We start from the raw sequence: 20,712 nt of genomic DNA, 5'->3' as shown, positions 1-20,712 counted from the left end.
AAAAATGTACAACTTAGTCCCTGTCTCCCACCAGCAAAACTGAACTGAACGGCGGCATTGAAACCCTTACACAGCCATGTTCCACTGCAAATGAGATCTTACCTACATTATAACCACTCTCATACGTCAGCATAACCCGGGACATAGTCTCACCATCCTTCATACCAAGCTGCCAGACCGGTATGAAAACTTCCTGCTCACTCATATTGTTACTCACTGCAACCGCACAGATACAATTATTTAAAAAACGCCCGTAGACAATCAGGTGATCTCCAGCAAGAAGGGATTTTAATGAACCAATGCGCAGTGCAGGAAGACTTTGATGCAGCTCAGTCATATATCTGTGAAATTCAATCAGTTCCAGATTTTCATTTCCCCACGGATAAGTTCTCCGATTATCCGGATCTGTCCATCCGCAGACACCAGCCTCATCTCCGTAGTAAATGGCAGGTGCTCCCGGCCAGGTCATCTGAATCATCACACCTTCCCGGAATATACCATAGCTGATCCCTTGAGAAGCAGCCTCGGGTCCTTCCGTTGAGGTACGGCCTGTCTTTCCATTGGTTCTTGTAAGAAACCGGGAATGATCATGGTTGGAGAGCTGATTCATGGCAGTTAACAGTGATCCTGACATCATGCGGCTCATATGATAATTCATGGAATGAAAGAATGTTTCACCATCTCCCATAAGCTTTAAATTTTTCTCATCGCTATGTTTTTCCATTCCGGTTAAAAACCAGGAGACAGGCTCCATAAATGCGTCATAATTCATCACGGTATCCCATTCATCCCCCTGAAGCCAGCCAGATGGGTCTCCGTAATGCTCCGCCAGGACAATGGCATTGGGATTTGCTGCCTTTACAGCTTTTCGAAAGTCCTTCCAGAACTTATGATTAAACTGGCTACTGTGGCCTAAGTCTGCCGCCACATCAAGACGCCAGCCATCGGCGTTATAAGGCTCAGAAACCCATTTGGCGGCAATATCCAGGATATAACGGCAAAGGGTCTCAGACCCCTCATAATTAAGCTTTGGCAGAGTGGAATGCCCCCACCATCCATCGTAAGAATCATTGTATGGCCATTTTGAATCAAAAAATTTAAAAAACGACTGGTAAGGACTGTTATCCGATTCAAATGCTCCCGGCTCATAGTTCCCTGACAGTTCATAGATCCGTTCTCCGTCCAACCATTTATGAAAAGAACCACAGTGATTGAATACGCCGTCCAGAATCACTTTCATGCCCCGCTTATGGACTTCTTCCACAAATCTGGCAAAAAACTGATTGCTGGCCTTTAAATTTTCCCGATCCGTAGTGCGGATCATATATCTGGTAGCACTGCGGTTATCAGAAGCCTCCTGCGTCAGTGCCTCTCCTCCATCCGTTACAATCACACCGTAATGGGGATCTATATAGTCATAATCCTGACAATCATACTTGTGATTGGAAGGTGAAACAAAGATAGGATTTAAATAAATCACTTCAACGCCCAGATTTTCAAGATAGTCAAGCTTATCCCAGACCCCCTGTAAATCTCCGCCATAAAAACAGCCCACATCAAACTGATCCGGGTATTTATCCCAGTCATCCACTGCCATAACTCTTTGTCCGATGTAGAAATATTCATCTTTTACCACATCGTTGGAGTGATCCCCGTTGTAAAAACGATCCACGAAAATCTGGTACATCACAGCGCCCTTCGCCCAGTCAGGTGTGGAAAATCCCGGTACGATGGTAAACCAGCCCGTATCCGGATATTGCCAGACAGGACCGAGACGGCTGTAATAGCACACCGCATCTCCCTTTGTTACTGAGAAACAATATTGGATAGGGCAGTCTCCCGCCTTCAGCCTGTATTCATAATAATCAAACATATCGTCTGTGTCTGTTTTAATCATGGCAAAACCGGACGGACTTCCGGCCTCAATATAATTTACAGAATCTGCATTATTTGCTGCCGTCCGGAAAAGAAGAACTACTTCATCTCCTTCCTCAGGTTCCGAAGGAAACCGGAAGCTTTCAGTTTCATCGGTGAATAATGCATCTAAATTTAACGCCTCTGCCTGGAAGCACATAGATTCTTCATATCCTTTCCCATCTACTCTATTACCATTTTATCTGATTGGATTCAATTATACAACCCCGCCTTTTTTTAATTGCAATAAAAAACGGTCAGCGGGGTAGCTGACCGTTTTTCGGAGAAGGTATTTCGTTTCTTATGGGGTGTAGCAAAAACTATATAATGTATTGGGGGGGTTTACGTTTATTAATATACCACGCCTGAGAAAATAAGTGTGCACAAACATCAATTTTTTATTAATATTTTTTTATGCATTTTTTCATTCGTTCTCCACAGGCAACAAAAAAGCGCAGATTCACAGGCAAAAACTTAGATATTTTACCGGATCTCTGCGCTTTTATCTCAAATCAAAGTTTAGTCATCAGACTTCTGCTACAGCAGGGAACAGGCTTTCAAATTCTTTCTGGCCTATCTTTTCCTTTTCCATAAGCAGCTTACAGCAGGCATGAAGGACATCTTCATGTTTTAAAATGATTTCCTTCGCCTTCTCATAGCATTCATCAATGATTCGCTTCACTTCATTATCAATGGTATTAGCAACCTGGCCTCCATAATTCTTGGTATGAGCCAGATCCCTTCCGATGAATACCTCATCGCCATCATTATCATAATTGATCATTCCAACCTGATCAGACATTCCATACTGGGTTACCATAGCCCTGGCAAGAGCTGTTGCCTGCTTGATATCCTGGGAAGCACCTGTGGTAATGTCACCGAAGATAATCTCCTCTGCAATCCTTCCGCCCAGATCCACCATAATATCCTGCAGCATCTTGCCTTTCGTGTTAAACATATGATCACTTTCCGGAAGAGGCATGGTATAACCGGCAGCACTGACTCCCGTAGGTATGATGGATATGGTATGAACCGGTCCCTCATCCGGAAGCAGATGGAAAAGGATTGCATGCCCTGCCTCGTGGTAGGCCGTAATCTTCTTTTCTTTCTCCGTAATAACCTTGCTTTTCTTTTCAGCACCGATTCCCACCTTTACAAAGGCTTTATCGATATCAGACTGATTAATATACTTCTTCCCATGTCTTGCTGCATAAATAGCAGCTTCATTCATCAGGTTCTCCAAATCAGCCCCTGTGAATCCGGCTGTGGTCTGAGCAATTCTTCTTAAGTCCACATCTTCCGCGAGAGGTTTCTCCTTGGAATGAACCATTAAGATCTCTTCTCTTCCCTTCACATCCGGTCTCCCTACGCTGACCTTACGGTCGAAACGTCCGGGTCTTAAAATAGCCGGGTCTAAAATATCCACACGGTTGGTAGCTGCCATTACGATGATTCCTTCATTGATTCCAAAACCGTCCATCTCAACGAGAAGCTGGTTTAATGTCTGCTCTCTTTCATCATGGCCGCCGCCCATTCCGGTTCCTCTTCGGCGTGCAACTGCATCGATCTCATCGATAAAGATGATACACGGTGCGTGCTTCTTTCCCTCTTCAAACAAATCTCTGACACGGGATGCACCAACGCCCACAAACATCTCAACGAAATCCGAACCGGAAATCGAAAAGAACGGTACGCCTGCTTCTCCAGCTACTGCTTTAGCAAGAAGGGTTTTTCCTGTTCCGGGAGGTCCTACCAAAAGAATTCCCTTGGGAATTCGGGCTCCCACACCGGTATATTTTTGAGGATTCTTTAAGAAGTCTACCACTTCCTCCAGTTCCTCTTTCTCCTCTTCCAGTCCGGCTACCTTGCTGAAGTTTATTTTATTGGCATCCTTTGCAAGATGAGCACGGCTTCTTCCAAAATTCATCATCTTGGCATTGGCGCTGCCGGCTCCGGCTCTGGCATTCATTAACATAAACAGAAAAACCAGGGCTACTGCCGTTAAAATAATGGGTAAGGTTATGACAAGAAAAAGATTCTCTTTCTGGACTGCATCCACTGTGTAGGTAATTCCATTCCGGTCCAGAAGATCCTGAATCTCAATCACATTGGATACATTGGCCTGCTTTAATGAATTGTCAGTCATGACCATCTCGATTCTGCCGGTTGGCGGCGGATCGTTCTGTCTGACTGTCGCTGAGGTTATGGTCCCATTGTCAATCGCCTGCATGAGTTCCTGGTTTGTAATGATTCCGCTCTTTTGGGGCAGTCTGCTGGCAAATAATAGCATTATAGCCAGAAGGAGCAGGAATCCCAAGCCTTTAAATGGTTGCTGTTGTTTCAACATGCTGCCTCCTTATTGCTGTTCTATCACTCCAATATATGGCAAATTCCTGTATATCTGATCGTAGTCAAGACCATAACCGATGATAAACTCATCCGGTACGGTAAAGCAGGTATACTTTACTTCAACCTGTTTCTTCACCCGTCGTTCCGGTTTATCAAGCAGGGTACATAACTCAACACTGTTTGGATTTCTCTGTTTCAGCACCTCGATTAAGTAAGAAAGAGTATTGCCGGAATCAATGATATCCTCCACAATCAATACGTCCTTGCCTTCAATTGGGTCATCCAAATCTTTGATGATTTTCACGATTCCGCTTGATACGGTTCCGGATCCATAGCTGGAAACAGACATGAAGTCCATGGTTAACGGCAGACTAATCCGTTTTGCCAGTTCGCAGGTAAAGAAAACGCCTCCCTTTAAAATGCAAATCAGGTGAAGAGGTTTTCCCTCATAGTCCCTGCTGATCTCTTCTGCTATTTCCTTAATTCTCGTTGCTATCTCTTCCTCTGATAACATTACACGTATCTTGTCATCCATTAACTTTTCCTCCGTCTAGCTGCATTTGTATTACTGTATGGGTATCATCTGTTATCTTATAGTATTCACTGATCCGGTATCCGATTACCCATAGGACATGGGAACCTTCCGTTACGAGCGGAATTTTTCCACGCTCCTCTTTGGGAACCTTGGAATCGATCAGATAAGACTTTAAAGTCTTTCTTCCGCCCCCGGCCAGCGTCATGTAATCTCCGGTTTCCCGATACCTCACAGAAAGTGCACATTTGATTTTATCATAATCAAACCATTTCGTATACCCGTTTTTGGGAATTTCCATGCCTTTTTTGTAGGAAAATACAGAAAAATCAACATTTGGGAGAGAAACTTCCAGGTGGTTATCCACCGGATCTTCGACATTTTTCTTTTTTATCCACATTTGTTTTCCGGTTCTGACTGCAATCAGTCCTCCGGGAAGGTCAATCTGCCTGCCTGCAGGACCAAAAAGAAGCGCTGCCGCGCTTTCCACATGAATCATGGTAATATCTTTCATGGACTGATTGACGCCCTTAATCATCTGGCGGATTACATAACCCCTTATGATGTCATCCTCGTTTAAGAGTATTTCAGTTCTGATTCCCCACTGATAAACGGTTCCGTCTTTGTCTTTCTTTAAATCTCCATGATTCGTCAGCAGGCTGTCTGCCTGTTTTTCCAGATAGGCATCTGCTTTCGCCGCCATTAACCCTGCATGGATAATGTTCTCGCCTGCCCTTGCATTGAGCTGTTCCTTAATCTGGGGAAGGATCACTTTCCTGATCCGGTTTCTGGCATATTCAGTCCCGTTGTTGGTGGAATCCTCACAATAAGATATCCCATTTTCGCTGAGATATGCAAGAATTTCCTCTCTTCCTACACAGAGCAGAGGCCGCACAATCCGGTCTCTTAATGGCCGCATTCCACCAAGTCCCTTTAATCCGGTGCCCCGGAATAAATTGTACAGTATGGTCTCAGCCTGATCATCACCGTGATGAGCCACCGCAATTTTTGTTCCACCAAATAACAGTCTTTCTTCTTCAAAAATCTTATATCTTAAATGCCTTCCTGCTTCCTCCACAGACATTCCATGCTCTTTTGCATAGCCTGCTGCGTCTACATGGGTGCAGGAAAAGGGCACTCCCAGTTTTCCTGAAAGTTCCCCGGCATAGTTACTGTCTCTGTCCGCTTCTTCTCCTCTTAATCCATGATGAACATGCACTGCCTTTAAAGCCAGATCAAACTCCTGCTTCATTTCGTTTAAAACTACAAGAAGACAGACAGAATCGGCCCCACCGGATAACGCCACAATCACGCGGTCTCCCCGGTCAAACAGCTGGTTCCGTCTGACATAATCTAAAATCGTTTTGTACATTCAGTCACCTTCCTTAGTTGATTTTCTCCCCTCTCTATCATAAATATACCCGTAAAACATGTCTGTTGCAATTATTATTTTCTTTTCCATATCCCGGCAGTCAGCACCGTCATATCATCGGCGGCACTTTCTGTAAATGATCTTGCAAATAGCAGAATCCGATCCGCCATATCCTGGGGATTCTTTATTGGCATTCCTGCAATAAATTCCTGAAGCATCAGCTCCTTGTCATCTGCAGGAAGTGCATCTAACACGCCGTCGCTTACCATGATGATCCGGTTATCGTCCCATAGCTTTTTGGATAAAAGCACCGGTTCCACCGGACTTAGTATCCCCATGGGTACTTCGCCTGCCTCTAAGCGTTCCACACCTCTCTCACTGCGGATATAGGTGGCCGCTGCTCCCAGCTTCATGGCCTCCATGATTCCGGTCTTTAAATCGATGCAGCATAAGTCAAGGGTTGCCGGATGCTGGGTCAGTCCGGTAAGAAGAAGTACGGTATTTACCATTTTCAGCGCCGCCCTGGTAGAAAATCCGGCTTCCAGCAGTCTCTGGGTCAGCTCGATCACCTGTCTGCTCTCTTCTTCTGCTATTTTACCGCTTCCCATGCCGTCAGACAGACTCATAATAGCCTGTCCGGGCTGAACCTGTCCAAATGTATAGTTGTCTCCGGAAATCTCTTCTCCTGTTTTAACGGCCTTTGCAGCACCGTAGATAATCTGATAATCCCCCTTTTCAACAAAACGGATGGTGTCCGCCGACCTGGTAACCAGAGTTCTTCCGTCAGGAGCCACCGTCCACTCCCCGTCTTCCATGGCATCCTCTAATATCTCTGCTGCCTCCTTGACAGTGACGCAGCGCCCATTTAAAGTTCTCATTGTGAGATAGGCTTCTCTCTGCTGGTTCTCATATTCCAGAAGAAGCATTTTTTCGATCACAATATGATTTTTGCGGAAAGACCGCTTGATCTCCTCTTCCCATTCCGGTGTAATGTCAGTGGCATGCTCCACCTGATGGGAAAATTCTTCTAAGATCACTGCCAGTTCTTTAAACTGAACAATTATTGCATCCCTGCTTTCCAAAAACCGGTTCTTCCATGATAGATTCATGGTCGCCCGCCCAAGCCCCCTGTTTAAGTGAGCCAGATATTCTTCCCTTCTTTTACAGCTTTCCAGAAAAAAACGGGGCATGTCCCCGTAATCTACGCTTCCCTTTTGTTCAAACGCACGAATTAAATACTGCAGATAATACTGGTTGTCCTGTTCCTTACCGGGATATACGATACATTTGTTGCAGCCTGCGCATACCATTGCAGCAGCAGTCTCCAGTGCTGCTATCCCATCTTCCTTTGTAAGTCCCTGTTCTGCGGACAGCTCATCTGTGCACGCTCTGGCAAGTTCCCCAAGCGAATTTGCCATGTCGTTTAATCTCTTTGCCGTATATACATTCACATCAGCCATATCGTGATGTGCCGCCTTACGTCTGAACACAAAAATCCCTCCTGCCTGTATCATGCTTTAAACCATTATATACAGGCAGGAGGGAAAATTTTGTCAAAACAGCTGATTCATTTTTAAAATTGTACGACAGTTTCCTCTAATTATGTCCAAGTTTTTTGGACATCAAGGGATACCCGAAGGGTGTTTCCTCTAATTATGTCCAAGTTTTTTGGGCATCAAGGGATATCCGCAGAGATTCTACTTCTTCTGCGATGGTTTCAATAGTATTTCATCGGGTTTCACAAGCCCCAGCTTCTGCTTTGCCACTTCCTCCACATACTGCTTGGTCTGAACATATACCCGGTATTCTTCCAGTTCCTTGGCACGACCTTGCTCCTTGTCCACCTGCGCCTGAAGATTCTGCAGGCGATACTGATATTCCAGTTCTTTTTCTTTGAGCGAAGCGCCTTCTATCGTGACAATCACTGCCAGACTGAATACCACAAAGGTAATTCCAATCAAGGTCATGCGGTTGCCCCATCTATCTCTTCTTTTTCTTCTTGACTTTCCCATCTCATTCATACAATCACCAGTTGTTCCTACTGCCGTCTCTTTGGACGGATCCACTTATGCATTATCATTTTAAGGTATTTCTGAAGGTTTTTCAAGGATTTTAAAAAAAACCTGCTGACCAGCCGGTCATATAAAAACATTCCAAGAAAAATCCCGGCTATGACATATCCTCTCAATCCTCCGTCATTTTGTTCATACAACAGGGAAAATGTCACCAATGCGGCATAAACCCAATAAATCATGTCCTCAATTCCTGTGAATACATAAGAGTGAGGAATAAATATACGGAAAATTCGAAGCAGGTCATATGTCATCATAAGCCCTGCACCTGTAAAAAAGCTGTAGAGCAGAAGTTTTACTTCATATACGATATGAACGCTCATATGACTCCCTCTGGATTTTATTTAAACAGCCTGGACAGAAGAGATTCCCCCGACCTTCGAAGGGCCTCGTTAGAGGAATATAAAAGACTCTCTATGGTGCCGTTTAAATCCACTTCCCCCTTTTCCAGAGTTAACCGGCTGACATGAAGATCCTTGCCCTTTAAAGTCAGAAGCCCCATATCCGTATCCAGTACCACCTGGTTTTCATCAAAAGAGACCACATCCCGTATTCCAGTCATCGTACTGGAAGCACGATTATCTATTGTCAGCCTGTGAGGGCGTACGCTTATTTTTTCTTCCATAAAGAAAAACCTCCTAATATACCTGTATAAAGTATATTAGGAGGCGAGCTCCAATATTCCTGAAATTAAACTTTTGTATCAAGTGAAAGGCTAAAGATAACGATAAAGCTCTTTTGCCTCATCTTTTTTTACGGTTTCCGCCACATCAAGAACCTCTACCTTAACCGAACTGGTGCCAAAGTGTATTTCAATTACATCGCTTTCCTTAATGTTTAAGGAGGCTTTTGCAGGTTTATCATTCACAAGCACACGGCCTGCATCACAGGCTTCGTTTGCTATGGTTCTTCTCTTAATGATCCTGGAAACTTTCAGAAACTTATCAAGTCTCATGGATTATGCGTTCACCATATCCTTTAATGCCTTACCTGCTTTGAACTTTGGAGTCTTGGAAGCCGGTATATTCATTACTTCACCGCTCTTAGGATTTCTGCCTTCTCTGGCAGCTCTCTCAGATACTTCGAATGTACCAAAGCCAACTAACTGGATTTTCTCGCCCTTAACTAATTCTTCAGATATTACATCTGTTAAAGCTTTTACTGCCTTTTCTGCATCCTTCTTGGACAGCTCTGCTTTCTCTGCTACTGCCGCGATTAACTCTGCTTTGTTCATTGATATCTTCCTCCTAGAATGTAGCACCAGGCTACTGATTTTCTCGTTGACACGATTACTATATCATTTATAGCTGTTTCTCCTGTTTTTGTCAAGGTTTTTTGCTCTTTTCACGAGCCTTCTCCTGCATTTTTATCGCATTCCAGACAGCCTCTCCCTCTTCCGACGAAATCACCTTTTTATCGCCAAAAACATGGGGATGCCTGCGGATCATTTTCTCACAGATTCCATTCACCACATCGTCAATGGAAAAGCAGTGGCTTTCCTTGGCAATCTGGCTGTGCAGCATTACCTGAAACAAAACGTCTCCAAGTTCTTCACAAAGATTCTCCATATCCTTATTGTCGATTGCCTGGAATACTTCCTGGCTCTCTTCTTCCAGATGTTTTTTTAAGCTCTCGTGAGTCTGCTCTCTGTCCCAGGGACAACCATCCTCCGCCCGCAGTTTATTTGTAATATCTACTAAATCTTTAAAAGTATACATGCACGGAACCTCCTTTTTTCAGATTATAACATATACCGGAACAAACCGGGGAATCTGTTTCCAATTCTGACGTTTTTCTGACATTTGTCCCGGACCCCTGTTAAAAATCCCTTGATTCTATTATAATAAGTGCAGTTAAATAAAACCGGAGGTTAACATGAAACAGTTTAGTATATGGAAAAAAATAGCCGCCTGCGTGCTGTTTATTAACATCGTTTTAAGTGCATTTACACCTGAAATAGTAACGCCCGGAAGTACCGCGGATGAGTTGACAGCCGTACGTATGGGCATTGGTCCTTCCTTAAATATCGGCCCTGGCAGCAAGCTCTTTAACGGAGGGAGCCTTTCCCTTCTTGCAGATTATGACAACCGTCAGATGCTTTCCATGGTTTTGCAGGATAAGAACGGATCATTGGTAGTTATTGACGGCGGCTGGGATATTGATGCGGATCATTTAAGTGATGTAATCCGTTCAAAAGGCGGACATGTTTCTGCCTGGTTTGTCACCCACCCCCACTCTGACCACGTGGGAGCACTGGTTAAAATTTTAAATAATCCAGATCGTAAGATTACAATTGACAATGTTTACTACTCTCTGGCAGACCAGTCCTGGTATGATAAGGTAGAGTCCTCCCGGTCTCTGCTGGTAACAGATTTACGTTCTGCCTTGTCTACACTCCCGGCGGCAAGTCTCCATACCGTGAAAAAGGGAGATGAGATCCAGGTAGGCTCAATCAAGGCCAAAGTACTGAATAACCCCTACCTGCTTGATGTAACATCAGTAAACAACAGCTCTGTTGCGTACAAATTCTTTTTAAATAATGTAAGCATTCTTGTTTTGGGAGATATGGGGCCTGAGGCAGGAAAACTCCTCTTGGAAGAGACAAGCGCAGCTGATTTAAAAAGCGATATTGTACAGATGTCCCACCATGGCCAGTATGGCGTAAGCCGGGAAGTATACGCAGCCATTAAACCCCAGATCGCTTTATGGCCATGTCCCCTCTGGCTGTGGAATAATGATAATGGCAGCGGTATTGGAAGCGGTGACTGGAAAACCCTGGAGACCAGAAAATGGATGGAAGAGCTGGGTGTAAAGGTTAATTATTGTATTAAGGATGGCGATCAGACCATCAACTGATCACGAACCGTCATCAAAACGGCAGCCCTATTAATTTCTGGCTGCCGTTTTTAGTTGCGTATTTTTTGTATTAATCCCCTCCAGGACCATCTCTTCTTGGTCTTTCTGATTCTGGAAGTGGTTCTACATAAAAACCGTCTTTGTAAGGGTCCGTATCAATCTCCGGGATATCGCCATCACTGTAGTCATCCTCTTCGGGCATAAAAATCCTCATATTCTCACCTCCTTAACCTTCCATCTGGCGGCCTAAAAATCCGGCAGCTGTTGTCGCAAGTTTTGTCTCCATATCACCAAAGCGCGCTCTTGGCTCTCTGCTTAAAAGTGCAACTGCTCCAATGGCATCTCCTTCACAAATAATTGGTGCCACTACCTGAGCCGTGATGCCCTCCAGGGTCTCTCCTGTCAATGCAGTAAATCCTTTATCATCTTTTCCTGCCACAATAACTGTACGCTCATTAATGATCGTCTCCAGCTGCTTGCTGATGGTCTTTTGGAGAAGCTCCTTTTTTGATCCGCCAGCCACAGCGATAATCTGATCCCGGTCACTGATACATACGGTCAGTCCGGTAGTCTGTGCCATGGCTTCCGCATACTGGGAAGCAAACGCAGTAAGCTCTACCATAGGAGAATATTTTTTTAATATAATTTCGCCTTCTCTGTCTGTAAATATCTCAAGCGGAGTTCCTTCTCTGAGTCTGAGTGTTCGTCTGATCTCTTTTGGTATTACCACGCGTCCAAGATCATCAATTCTTCTTACAATACCAGTTGCTTTCATATTTAATGTTCCTCCATCTTGTGCATTTTTATATCACTGATATTATTTTGCATCGATTACACCAGATTATACTTAAGTCTGCCATTTTTCCCAAATTTTAAAATCAGGGCCAGACTTTTAATAAAGTCCAACCCTGATTTTTAATTAGTAAATTATGAAATTTTAAGAAGTGGGATGTTCCATACCCAGATTAAAAATCACCTTGTTTGACACGATGGGGAACTTCTTTTGAAGAGGTTATATACGCCTCGTGTGCCACTTTTGCTGCCGGATTATCGGGAACAGGGGACACAAACCTGTTTTCAAAAGAACCATAGCGCTGAATGGTTAATTCATCTGATACTCGTTGGAGAAGATACATACCTAAAACGTCCATAGCTACCACCTTTCTTCGAAACAAATGTATTGAAGTAAGAAAGCATCCGGGACTTAATCCCATCTTCTACTATTAGTATATCACAAAATGCCGAAAAATCAACCAGACAAGCCTTATTTTTTTAGTTATATTTTCTATTTTTTTCTATTTATCAGATAATTCGCTAATCTGCTTTAAGATGATCTCAGCCTGGCTTATCATGGCATCTGTTGTTGCATTTTTCTTCCGGTCAAGGTAGGCAAATTTGGGCTCTTCTCCCATATGGAATTTTAAATCTCCCCTGTACTGCTCAATAATCTTAGGAATCCCTTCTACCTTAAGCTTTGCATTCCTGTACATGGTAAGCCGGATTTCCTGGCGGTTAATATTTACCTCGGTCACATAGGCGCTGTGTGCCAGGGCCTTTAATGCCGCAACCTTAAGAAGATTCTCAACTGGCTTTGGCATCTCGCCGAAACGGTCCATCAGTTCATCCTGCATATCCAGATGTTCTTCTTCATTTTCAATGGAAGAAATTCGCTTATAGATGTCAAGTTTCTGATATTCATTTTTAATATATGAGGTTGGAATATAGGCATCGATATCGCAGTCCACCAGGGTCTGGTAGGTGTCCTCTTCTTTTCTCTCGCCCTTCAGTTCCAAAACTGCCTGATTCAAAAGTTTGCAGTAAAGGTCATAACCCACCGCTTCCATATGTCCATGCTGCTCTGCACCCAGAACATTGCCAGCTCCTCTTATTTCCAGATCCCGCATGGCAATTTTGATACCAGAACCAAGCTCTGTAAATTCCCGGATCGCCTGAAGACGCTTCTCTGCCTCTTCTTTTAACATTTTATCCCGTTTATACATGAGAAATGCGTATGCAGTACGGCTGGAACGTCCCACCCGGCCTCTTAACTGATAAAGCTGGGAAAGTCCCATGCGGTCCGCATCCTGAATAATCATGGTGTTTGCATTGGAAATATCAAGTCCTGTCTCAATAATTGTGGTACATACCAGAACATCAATTTCGCCGTTCACAAAATCAAACATGATTCGTTCCAGTTCATGCTCGTGCATCTGTCCATGGGCAAATGTAACCACTGCCTCCGGAACCAGCTTTGCAATGTGGTTTGCAATCTCATCAATGTTGTTAACCCGGTTATATACATAATAGACCTGTCCTCCCCTTGACAGTTCCCTGTGGATCGCTTCCCGGACCATTTCGTCATTATGCTCCATTACATAAGTCTGTATGGGCATTCGGTCAACAGGCGGCTCTTCCAGAACGCTCATGTCCCGGATTCCAACAAGGCTCATATGAAGAGTCCTTGGGATTGGGGTGGCCGTAAGGGTAAGAACGTCAATATTATCCTTTAACTGCTTGATTTTCTCTTTATGGGCAACTCCAAAACGCTGTTCTTCATCAATAATCAAAAGACCCAGATCCTTAAACTGCACATCTTTGGATAATACCCGGTGGGTGCCTATCACAATATCCACCATTCCTTTTCTTAAGTCTTCCACCGTTTTCTTAATCTGGGCAGAGGTCTTAAACCGGGACATTAAATCCACCCGTACCGGAAAGTCCTTCATTCTCTGTGCAAAGGTATTATAATGCTGTTGGGCCAGAATCGTGGTGGGAACAAGGTAGACCACCTGTTTTCCTTCCTGAACCGCCTTAAAGGCCGCTCTCAGTGCAATCTCAGTTTTACCATATCCCACATCTCCACAGATTAAGCGATCCATAATTTTGCCGCTCTCCATATCTGCTTTAGTGGATTCGATTGCATCCCACTGATCCTCAGTCTCTTCGTAGGGAAACATCTCTTCAAACTCTTTCTGCCAGACGGTATCCTCACCGTAACGGAATCCGTGAGTCTGTTGTCTGGCTGCATAGAGCATAACCAGATCCTTGGCTATCTCTTTTACAGCACCCTTAACTCTGGTTTTTGTTTTATTCCACTGATCTCCTCCAAGACGGTTCAGCTTTGGTTTCTTGGCTTCCGCACCGGCATACTTCTGGATCCCGTCAAGCCTGGTAGCCGGAAGATAAAGATTGCCGTTTTCTGCATACTCCACTTTTAAGTAATCCTTGATTACCCCGTCCTGTTCAATTTTTTCAATTCCCCGGTATATACCAAGACCATGATCCTCATGAACCACATAATCGCCAACAGCGAGATCAGAAAAGTTCTGGATTCTGGTACCTTCATAGACCGTCTTTTTCCGTTTACGTTTCTTTTTCTCCACACCGAACATGTCACCTTCGGTAATCACAAGGAATTTAATCATGGGGTATTCAAACCCCCGGTGTATGTTGCCGTGGGTCACCAGAATTTCTCCCGGCTTCACCTCATGCTCCCCATCCTGATCGTCCGGGCAATAAGCGCGTAATTCGTATTCTCTTAAATCCCCTGCCAGACGGCTGGCCCTGGTTCTGGAGGCAGACAGTAGAATGACCCGGTATCCCTCCCGTTTCCATCTGGTTAAATCCTTAATAAGAAGTTCGAAACTGTTTTGATAGGAATTAACGTTCTTTACCTGAAAACTATAGCGGTTTTTCACCACGAAGCCTGACAGCTTCTGTTCCAGACCGGTTAAATACACTCCGCTCTTCATCTGAATTCTGGCTAACATCTCTTTTGCCGGATAAAGAAGATTCGTCTGCCCTGGAAGGAGATAACCATTTTCCAGACGGTGAATCATGCTTTCCCTGAATTCCATCTCAACAGTTTCTCCCTTTTCCTTTAACCGCTCTGGTTCATCTAAGAAAAAGACTGTATTTTCAGGAGAAAAATAATCAAGGAAAGATACGCTTCCTTTACAGAAGTACTGAATATAGCCATCAAGTCCGTGCTGCTTCCAGCCTTCCTTTAAGCCTTCTATCAGTTCTGATACAATGGACCGGATTCTGGCGGCTTCCTGAATCTTTGACTGAGCCCGCAGATCCTTTTCATATTTTTTCAGCTCCTTTTGAAGCTCCTCTACTCCGTCATTAATCTGTTGGGATGTAAGAACCATCTCTGTGGCAGGATAGATACAGATTTCATCAAGCTGGTCTATGGACCTCTGGCTTTCTAAGTCAAAGGTTCGTATGGAGTCCACCTCATTGTCCCAAAGTTCAATACGGACAGGAAGTTCTTCTGTTAAGGGGAAAATATCGATGATGCCGCCACGGATGGAAAACTGCCCCATTCCATCTACCTGACCCATCCGTTCATATCCCAGCTGGGTAAGCTGCTTTTTCCACAATTCTACATCAATAATCTGACCGTTCTCAACGGAAAGTGCCTGTTTCTTTAAATCAGCTAGAGGCATAAGGTGGTCCATCAAACCATCAAAGGTCGTCACCACCCACCCGGAGGACTGTTCCATTAAATGACGGAAGACCTCCATTCGCTGCTTGGTCAGCAGATTTCCATGGATATCTGCATTGAAAAACAGCAAGTCCCTTGCCGGATAAAGCCACGTATCGGAATCAAAAAAGCGAAGGTCTTCATAGATCTCTCTTGCCCTGGTATCATCATAGGTGATTACCAGTTTAAGACCTGCCTGTTTTGCCGCTTCATACATCAGATGAACTTTCTGGGAATCCATGCAGCCGCTTGCCATGACTGGTCCGGCCTTCTTTTTCAGATCAGAGCAAAGACCTTCAAAATCCTTTAGTTCCCTTAATGGTTTCTCAAATAGATCGTTCATGAAATCTCCTTATTTCTTCCTGTTGAAATAATTCATCGCCTTTTCGGCTCCGTCTTCCACCATCATAATTGCTGCCTCTGCTGACGCCAGGTAAGCATCCGCCATAACAGACTCCAGCTCCTTTGGAAAACGTCCAAGGACATAGTCTGCCAGATCCATTTCTTTAGGCTTCTCACCCACTCCAACTCTGATTCTTGGGAATTCCTGGGTTCCTAAGTGCTGTATGATGTTTTTCAATCCATTATGTCCTCCGGCACTTCCTTTCAGACGAATCCGAAGCTGTCCCTCCACAAGGTTGATGTCATCGCAGATCACAATAACATTTTCCGGCTCTACCTTATAAAAGTCAGCCATGGAGCGGATGCTCTCTCCGCTTAAATTCATATAAGTCTGGGGTTTTGAAAGAATGACCTTCTGATATCCTGCCATTCCCATACCATAGATTGCTTTATGCTTCTTTTCCGTCACGCGGATTCCCAGTTTGTCCGCCAGAACATCAATAGCCTCAAAACCCACGTTGTGTCTTGTTTTATCATATTCTCTAGTTGGATTACCTAATCCTGCGATGATGTACATGATGATTCTCCTTATTATTGTCTATATTAACAGCAGTTGCATTTCATGACTGATCATGGAGTTTTATGAACGCCCGAAAAGCGTTAGATTTCCCATGTGGGGGCACCTAACGCGATTCCTCTAATTTTAACAGTTTAAAAGAAGGATGTAAAGGCAGAATCACAGAATAATTTTATTCCATTGAAATCAACCTGACAGAAAGTTATAATGTAGGTATTTAAGAAAGGAACCTGACATGGAACAAACAAATAATACTTACCGCATGATTCTTTTAAGCTCATTAACTAAAGTATTTACTGATGAAGAGCCCTTATTTTATCCGGAATGCTGCCGCCTTACCGGTCTTTATGGGGAAACGGTTTCTTTTCAGACTGCCTGCGCCTTTTCCGGTGAAGAGAAGGAAGTGCTCCAGGTTTCCATCGATTCCCCTCTGGAAAAATACATACAGATCAGACAGGTAATTTCAGTCCCCTCCGCTTACCCTGCCCATGAAAAGCGGGACAGTAATTATCTCCGACACAGTCCCGGCCTTTATCCGGATCTTCTTAGGAATCTGGATCATGACAGTCTCATTCTGGTACCCGGCAAATGGCAAAGCCTGTGGGTGGAGGTTTCTCTCACCAGCGAAATTAACCCAGGTATCTTTCCAATTACAGTTTCACTGATCAATTCGGAGAAGTCAATTGCTGCATCCGTTACAGCCACACTGGAAATCATACCAGCCTCATTGCCCAGTCAGGAACTGATTCACACCCAGTGGTTTCATGGAGACTGCCTGGCTGATTATTATCATGTCCCCGTTTTTTCTGAGGAACATTGGACTATTCTGGAACATTTTATTTCTCTTTATGCAAAAAGAGGAATGAATATGATACTCACACCAATCTTCACTCCACCCCTTGATACGGCAAGAGGCGGAGAGCGGACAACCATTCAGCTGGTGGATATCATGGAAGAGAACGGTACTTACCAGTTTGATTTCACCAGGTTGCGTAGATGGGTGTCAATTTGCAGAGCATCTGGAATCAGATATTTTGAAATGGCTCATCTTTTTACTCAATGGGGCGCAGAATCTGCACCTAAAATTTTGGTCAAAACCAACGGGGAGGAAATCAAACGGTTTGGCTGGCACACCCCTGCCTTAGGGGACTACACCCTTTTCCTTAATCAGTTTCTTCCTGCACTGAAAAAGGAATTAAAGCTTCTTGATATCTTAGATGATACCTGGTTTCATATATCCGATGAGCCAAAACCCGCCAATTTTAACTCCTATGCTGCGGCCAGAGAATCCGTTACGGAACACTTAAAGGGCTGTAAACTGATCGATGCACTATCTGATTATTCTTTTTATGAATCCGGCCTGGTAGAAAGGCCTGCTTGTGCTACCGACCACATAGAACCATTTTTAAACCACAGTGTCCCTCATTTATGGAGCTACTATTGCACTGCTCAGTGTGTTGATGTTGCCAACCGCTTTATGGCAATGCCTTCAGAAAGGAACCGCATCTATGGGATTCAGGTATATAAATTTGGAATGGAAGGTATCCTGCACTGGGGCTTTAACTTTTATAATTCCGAATATTCCCTGGAGCACATCAACCCTTACCTGGTTACAGACAGCGGGGGAAGCTTCCCGTCCGGAGATGCATTTTTAGTTTATCCGGGAGCGGACAGACAGCCGGAAGAGTCCTTACGGCTGATGGTTTTATATGAAGCCATACAGGATCACAGAGCATTAAAGCTGCTGGAACAGTACATTGGCAGAGAAGCCGTAATCGATCTTTTAGAAGAGGACTTATCAGAACCAATCACATTTAAGACGTATCCGAAATCAGCAACCTATCTAATCTCAGTCAGAAATAAAATAAACCGTATGTTAAAACAATTCATTTAAAAAAGATGCTGCAGGTCAGACATGTCTCCTGCAGCATCTTCTATTTATTTACTTTCTGAAATCAATCATAACTTTAAGCATATTTCCCGGATTATTGGCAAAATCCTCAAATGCTTTGGGAGCGTCTTCGAAGGAGTATGTATCAGTAATAATCTGATCAAGAAGAATTTCACCTGATTTTACCAGATCGATCAGTTCTATAAAGTCTTTCTTTAATGCATTTCTGGAACCAAACACATTTAACTCTTTTTTCTGAATCAGCGTAAAATTAAAATCCAGATTCTTCTTTCCTACTCCGATTACTACCACTCTTCCTCCAAAACAGGCTGCATCAATGCAGTTCTGGAAAGTAGACGGCAGACCCACTGCTTCGATTGTGACATCAAAACCATTTCCATTTGTTATCCGCTCCACCTCGTTAACAAAATGCATGGGGGATGAGTTTAAAATTGTTCCATCAACACCAAACGACTGGGCAAGTTTCAGTTTCCCTTCGGATACATCCGAAATATATACTACGGCTCCTTTTGCTTTTGCTGCAATTGCCGCAAGAATACCAATGGTTCCGGCGCCTACAACCAGTACCTTTTCCATTGGCCGCACATCTGCTCTGCTGACACCATGATAGCTGATACAAAAGGGCTCTATGGCAGCCAGAACTTTCGGATCCAGACCATTTCCCTCATAAATCCGTTCCACCGGCATGGTTATGTATTCTGAAAATGCACCGTCCATCTGGCAGCCCATGGTATGATTGTCCTGGCATGCATTTACAATCCCCTGAGAGCAGGAATAGCAGGTTCCGCAATTGAAATATGGATTACAGGTTACTATCATGCCAGGTTTCAGACCTTGAGAATTTTCATCTATTTCTACAATTTCAGCAGAAAACTCATGCCCTGGAATTCTGGGATAATCAAAGTACGCAAAGGTTCCCTTATAAGAGCCAAGATCACTGCCGCAAATACCGCCGTATAAGACCTTTAAAAGAGCTTCGCCGCTTTTACGTACAGGCATCTGAGTCTCTTTCACCACTACTTCACCAGGTGCGTTTATATAAATTGCCTTCATTCCTGCAGCCTCCTAATATTTTCCATTCCAGATTTTCACTCTGGGATAATTGGTTGGTTCAACCGGTTTATTCTTTAAAAGCTGGAGCCATTCCCCGAATGCCATCATCATAACTCCCACACCCTTCTGCTCATCAGCTACAACTTCCTCTTTTAAATAATACTCAACACTTCCATCACGGAAAAGATTTTCTGCCGGACCCAGCCCGGCTCCTTTGCAGATACCGGTCAGCTGAATTTTTCCTTCATACTGTTGAAACATCCGTGTTTCCACTCCAATCAGTATTTCTTCTCCTATGCCCCGGTACTTTGCCTCCTCTAAAACGCCAAGGCGTACACCCTTTAAAATTCCATAAGCAAACATAATTGAGGAAGAGGTTTCAAGGTAATTTCCTTTTACATCTTTTAAGGCGGTCAGCTGATAGAATAATCCACTCTCTTTATCCTGATAAAGAAGCAGTCCGTCTACCGCCTCCTTTAAAAGTTCTCCCAGCCTGTTCCGGTGCTTTGACTCCTCCTCTGGCAGTATTTCATAACAATCAATGAGTGCCATCAGATACCAGCCCAGAGCCCTGGACCAGAAATTTTTTGACAATCCTGTTTCTTTATCTGCCCAGAAAATTTCTTTTGCCTCATCCCAGCCGTGGTAATAAAGCTTTTTCCCATCATCAAATAACGTATTTCTTGCATTATTAAACTGCATCATTACATCGTCATAAGCTGCTCTCGTTCCAAACATTTTTTCGTAAGTAAGATAATACGGCATTCCCATATAAAGGCCATCCAGCCAGATCTGATTGGGATAAATTTTTTTATGCCAGAAGCTTCCGCTTTTCGTCCTTGGATGATGTTCCAGCTGTAGCCTCAGGGCTTCTATTGCTTTCCGGTATTTGATTTCCCCGCTTTTTTCATATAATAAGAACAAGACAAGACCCGACGGAATTCTGTCAATATTATATTCTTCTCTTTCATACCCCTTAATATTGCCATCTTCATCAACATAGCGATCTACATAGTTCCTGATACAGTCATAATAAAATGACTCACCGGTCGCATGAAATAATTTCTCAGCTCCAATTAAAATGCAGCCATCCTCGTAGTTCCAAACCTCCCGGTCAAGATCATTGAACTCTTTTATGTAATTCTTGATATAGCGCTCAAATACCATTGTTATAGTCTCCTGTAATTTCATTACTTGGCATTTTATTAATATGGGCTGTCCTTTTAGCGGACAGCCCAGCATTT

General features: G+C 43.8%; 20 protein-coding genes. 2 read left to right on the top strand and 18 right to left on the bottom strand.

The annotated features are described in order from the left end of the window. Window positions 1-13: 13 nt before the first annotated feature. The 11 genes from ABS301_RS12155 to ABS301_RS12105 form a co-directional block, all read right to left on the bottom strand. A complete protein-coding gene (locus ABS301_RS12155; protein ID WP_349672468.1) occupies window positions 14-2,074 on the bottom strand; it encodes a glycoside hydrolase family 13 protein in 2,061 nt (686 codons plus the stop codon). A gap of 366 nt (window positions 2,075-2,440) precedes the next feature. Beyond that, window positions 2,441-4,258, bottom strand: a complete 1,818-nt coding sequence (gene ftsH / locus ABS301_RS12150; protein WP_349672556.1) for an ATP-dependent zinc metalloprotease FtsH — start codon at window positions 4,256-4,258, stop codon at window positions 2,441-2,443. Between the two features lie 12 nt (window positions 4,259-4,270). Continuing rightward, window positions 4,271-4,798: a hypoxanthine phosphoribosyltransferase gene (gene hpt / locus ABS301_RS12145; protein WP_349672467.1), complete on the bottom strand. Its 528-nt coding sequence runs from the start codon at window positions 4,796-4,798 to the stop codon at window positions 4,271-4,273. After that, a complete protein-coding gene (gene tilS / locus ABS301_RS12140; RefSeq protein ID WP_349672466.1) occupies window positions 4,791-6,167 on the bottom strand; it encodes a tRNA lysidine(34) synthetase TilS in 1,377 nt (458 codons plus the stop codon). The genes hpt and tilS overlap by 8 nt, the downstream gene beginning before the upstream one ends. A gap of 74 nt (window positions 6,168-6,241) precedes the next feature. After that, window positions 6,242-7,657, bottom strand: a complete 1,416-nt coding sequence (locus ABS301_RS12135) for a SpoIIE family protein phosphatase (protein WP_502877962.1) — start codon at window positions 7,655-7,657, stop codon at window positions 6,242-6,244. Between the two features lie 207 nt (window positions 7,658-7,864). Next, on the bottom strand, window positions 7,865-8,188 hold the full coding sequence (locus ABS301_RS12130) for a septum formation initiator family protein (protein ID WP_349672554.1): 324 nt from the start codon (window positions 8,186-8,188) through the stop codon (window positions 7,865-7,867). Between the two features lie 17 nt (window positions 8,189-8,205). After that, complete coding sequence (gene yabQ / locus ABS301_RS12125; protein ID WP_349672465.1) at window positions 8,206-8,562, bottom strand: spore cortex biosynthesis protein YabQ; 357 nt, start codon at window positions 8,560-8,562, stop codon at window positions 8,206-8,208. A gap of 17 nt (window positions 8,563-8,579) precedes the next feature. After that, window positions 8,580-8,864: a sporulation protein YabP gene (gene yabP / locus ABS301_RS12120; protein ID WP_104433542.1), complete on the bottom strand. Its 285-nt coding sequence runs from the start codon at window positions 8,862-8,864 to the stop codon at window positions 8,580-8,582. Window positions 8,865-8,954: 90 nt separating this feature from the next. Next, the gene (locus ABS301_RS12115; protein WP_349672464.1) at window positions 8,955-9,194 is read right to left on the bottom strand and encodes an RNA-binding S4 domain-containing protein; all 240 of its coding nucleotides are present in this window, start codon (window positions 9,192-9,194) and stop codon (window positions 8,955-8,957) included. Window positions 9,195-9,197: 3 nt separating this feature from the next. Next, window positions 9,198-9,500, bottom strand: coding sequence for a non-specific DNA-binding protein Hbs (gene hbs / locus ABS301_RS12110; RefSeq protein WP_268875600.1), 303 nt, complete (start codon window positions 9,498-9,500; stop codon window positions 9,198-9,200). Between the two features lie 64 nt (window positions 9,501-9,564). After that, on the bottom strand, window positions 9,565-9,957 hold the full coding sequence (locus ABS301_RS12105; RefSeq protein WP_349672463.1) for a MazG family protein: 393 nt from the start codon (window positions 9,955-9,957) through the stop codon (window positions 9,565-9,567). A gap of 157 nt (window positions 9,958-10,114) precedes the next feature. Between ABS301_RS12105 and ABS301_RS12100 the strand changes: the two genes are divergently transcribed. Next, the gene (locus tag ABS301_RS12100; protein WP_349672462.1) at window positions 10,115-11,095 is read left to right on the top strand and encodes a ComEC/Rec2 family competence protein; all 981 of its coding nucleotides are present in this window, start codon (window positions 10,115-10,117) and stop codon (window positions 11,093-11,095) included. Window positions 11,096-11,165: 70 nt separating this feature from the next. Here ABS301_RS12100 and ABS301_RS12095 read toward each other — a convergent pair whose 3' ends face one another. From ABS301_RS12095 to pth, 5 genes are all read right to left on the bottom strand, one after another. Beyond that, window positions 11,166-11,309 carry an AE-binding protein gene (locus ABS301_RS12095; protein WP_104433535.1) on the bottom strand — a complete coding sequence of 48 codons (144 nt, stop codon included), beginning with the start codon at window positions 11,307-11,309 and terminating at the stop codon, window positions 11,166-11,168. 12 nt (window positions 11,310-11,321) lie between these two features. Further along, window positions 11,322-11,870, bottom strand: coding sequence for a stage V sporulation protein T (gene spoVT, locus ABS301_RS12090; RefSeq protein WP_349672461.1), 549 nt, complete (start codon window positions 11,868-11,870; stop codon window positions 11,322-11,324). A 190-nt stretch (window positions 11,871-12,060) separates the two neighbouring features. Beyond that, complete coding sequence (locus ABS301_RS12085) at window positions 12,061-12,246, bottom strand: hypothetical protein (protein ID WP_104433531.1); 186 nt, start codon at window positions 12,244-12,246, stop codon at window positions 12,061-12,063. Window positions 12,247-12,390: 144 nt separating this feature from the next. After that, window positions 12,391-15,927 (bottom strand): transcription-repair coupling factor, encoded by a 3,537-nt coding sequence (gene mfd / locus ABS301_RS12080; protein ID WP_349672460.1) that lies wholly within the window; start codon window positions 15,925-15,927, stop codon window positions 12,391-12,393. A gap of 9 nt (window positions 15,928-15,936) precedes the next feature. Then, window positions 15,937-16,503 (bottom strand): aminoacyl-tRNA hydrolase, encoded by a 567-nt coding sequence (pth, locus tag ABS301_RS12075; protein ID WP_349672459.1) that lies wholly within the window; start codon window positions 16,501-16,503, stop codon window positions 15,937-15,939. A gap of 235 nt (window positions 16,504-16,738) precedes the next feature. Between pth and ABS301_RS12070 the strand changes: the two genes are divergently transcribed. Then, complete coding sequence (locus ABS301_RS12070; RefSeq protein ID WP_349672458.1) at window positions 16,739-18,397, top strand: DUF4091 domain-containing protein; 1,659 nt, start codon at window positions 16,739-16,741, stop codon at window positions 18,395-18,397. Between the two features lie 48 nt (window positions 18,398-18,445). Here ABS301_RS12070 and ABS301_RS12065 read toward each other — a convergent pair whose 3' ends face one another. Both ABS301_RS12065 and ABS301_RS12060 read right to left on the bottom strand, forming a co-directional pair. After that, a complete protein-coding gene (locus ABS301_RS12065; protein WP_349672457.1) occupies window positions 18,446-19,468 on the bottom strand; it encodes a zinc-binding alcohol dehydrogenase family protein in 1,023 nt (340 codons plus the stop codon). A gap of 12 nt (window positions 19,469-19,480) precedes the next feature. Then, entirely contained in the window at window positions 19,481-20,635 is a 1,155-nt protein-coding gene (locus ABS301_RS12060) for a glycoside hydrolase family 88/105 protein (RefSeq protein ID WP_349672456.1), read from the bottom strand. Window positions 20,636-20,712: the final 77 nt, after the last annotated feature.

Origin of the sequence: Lacrimispora sp. (genome assembly GCF_031982545.1) — a bacterium.
Lineage (GTDB): Bacteria > Bacillota > Clostridia > Lachnospirales > Lachnospiraceae > Lacrimispora.
This window is presented reverse-complemented; position numbering and strand designations above follow the sequence as displayed.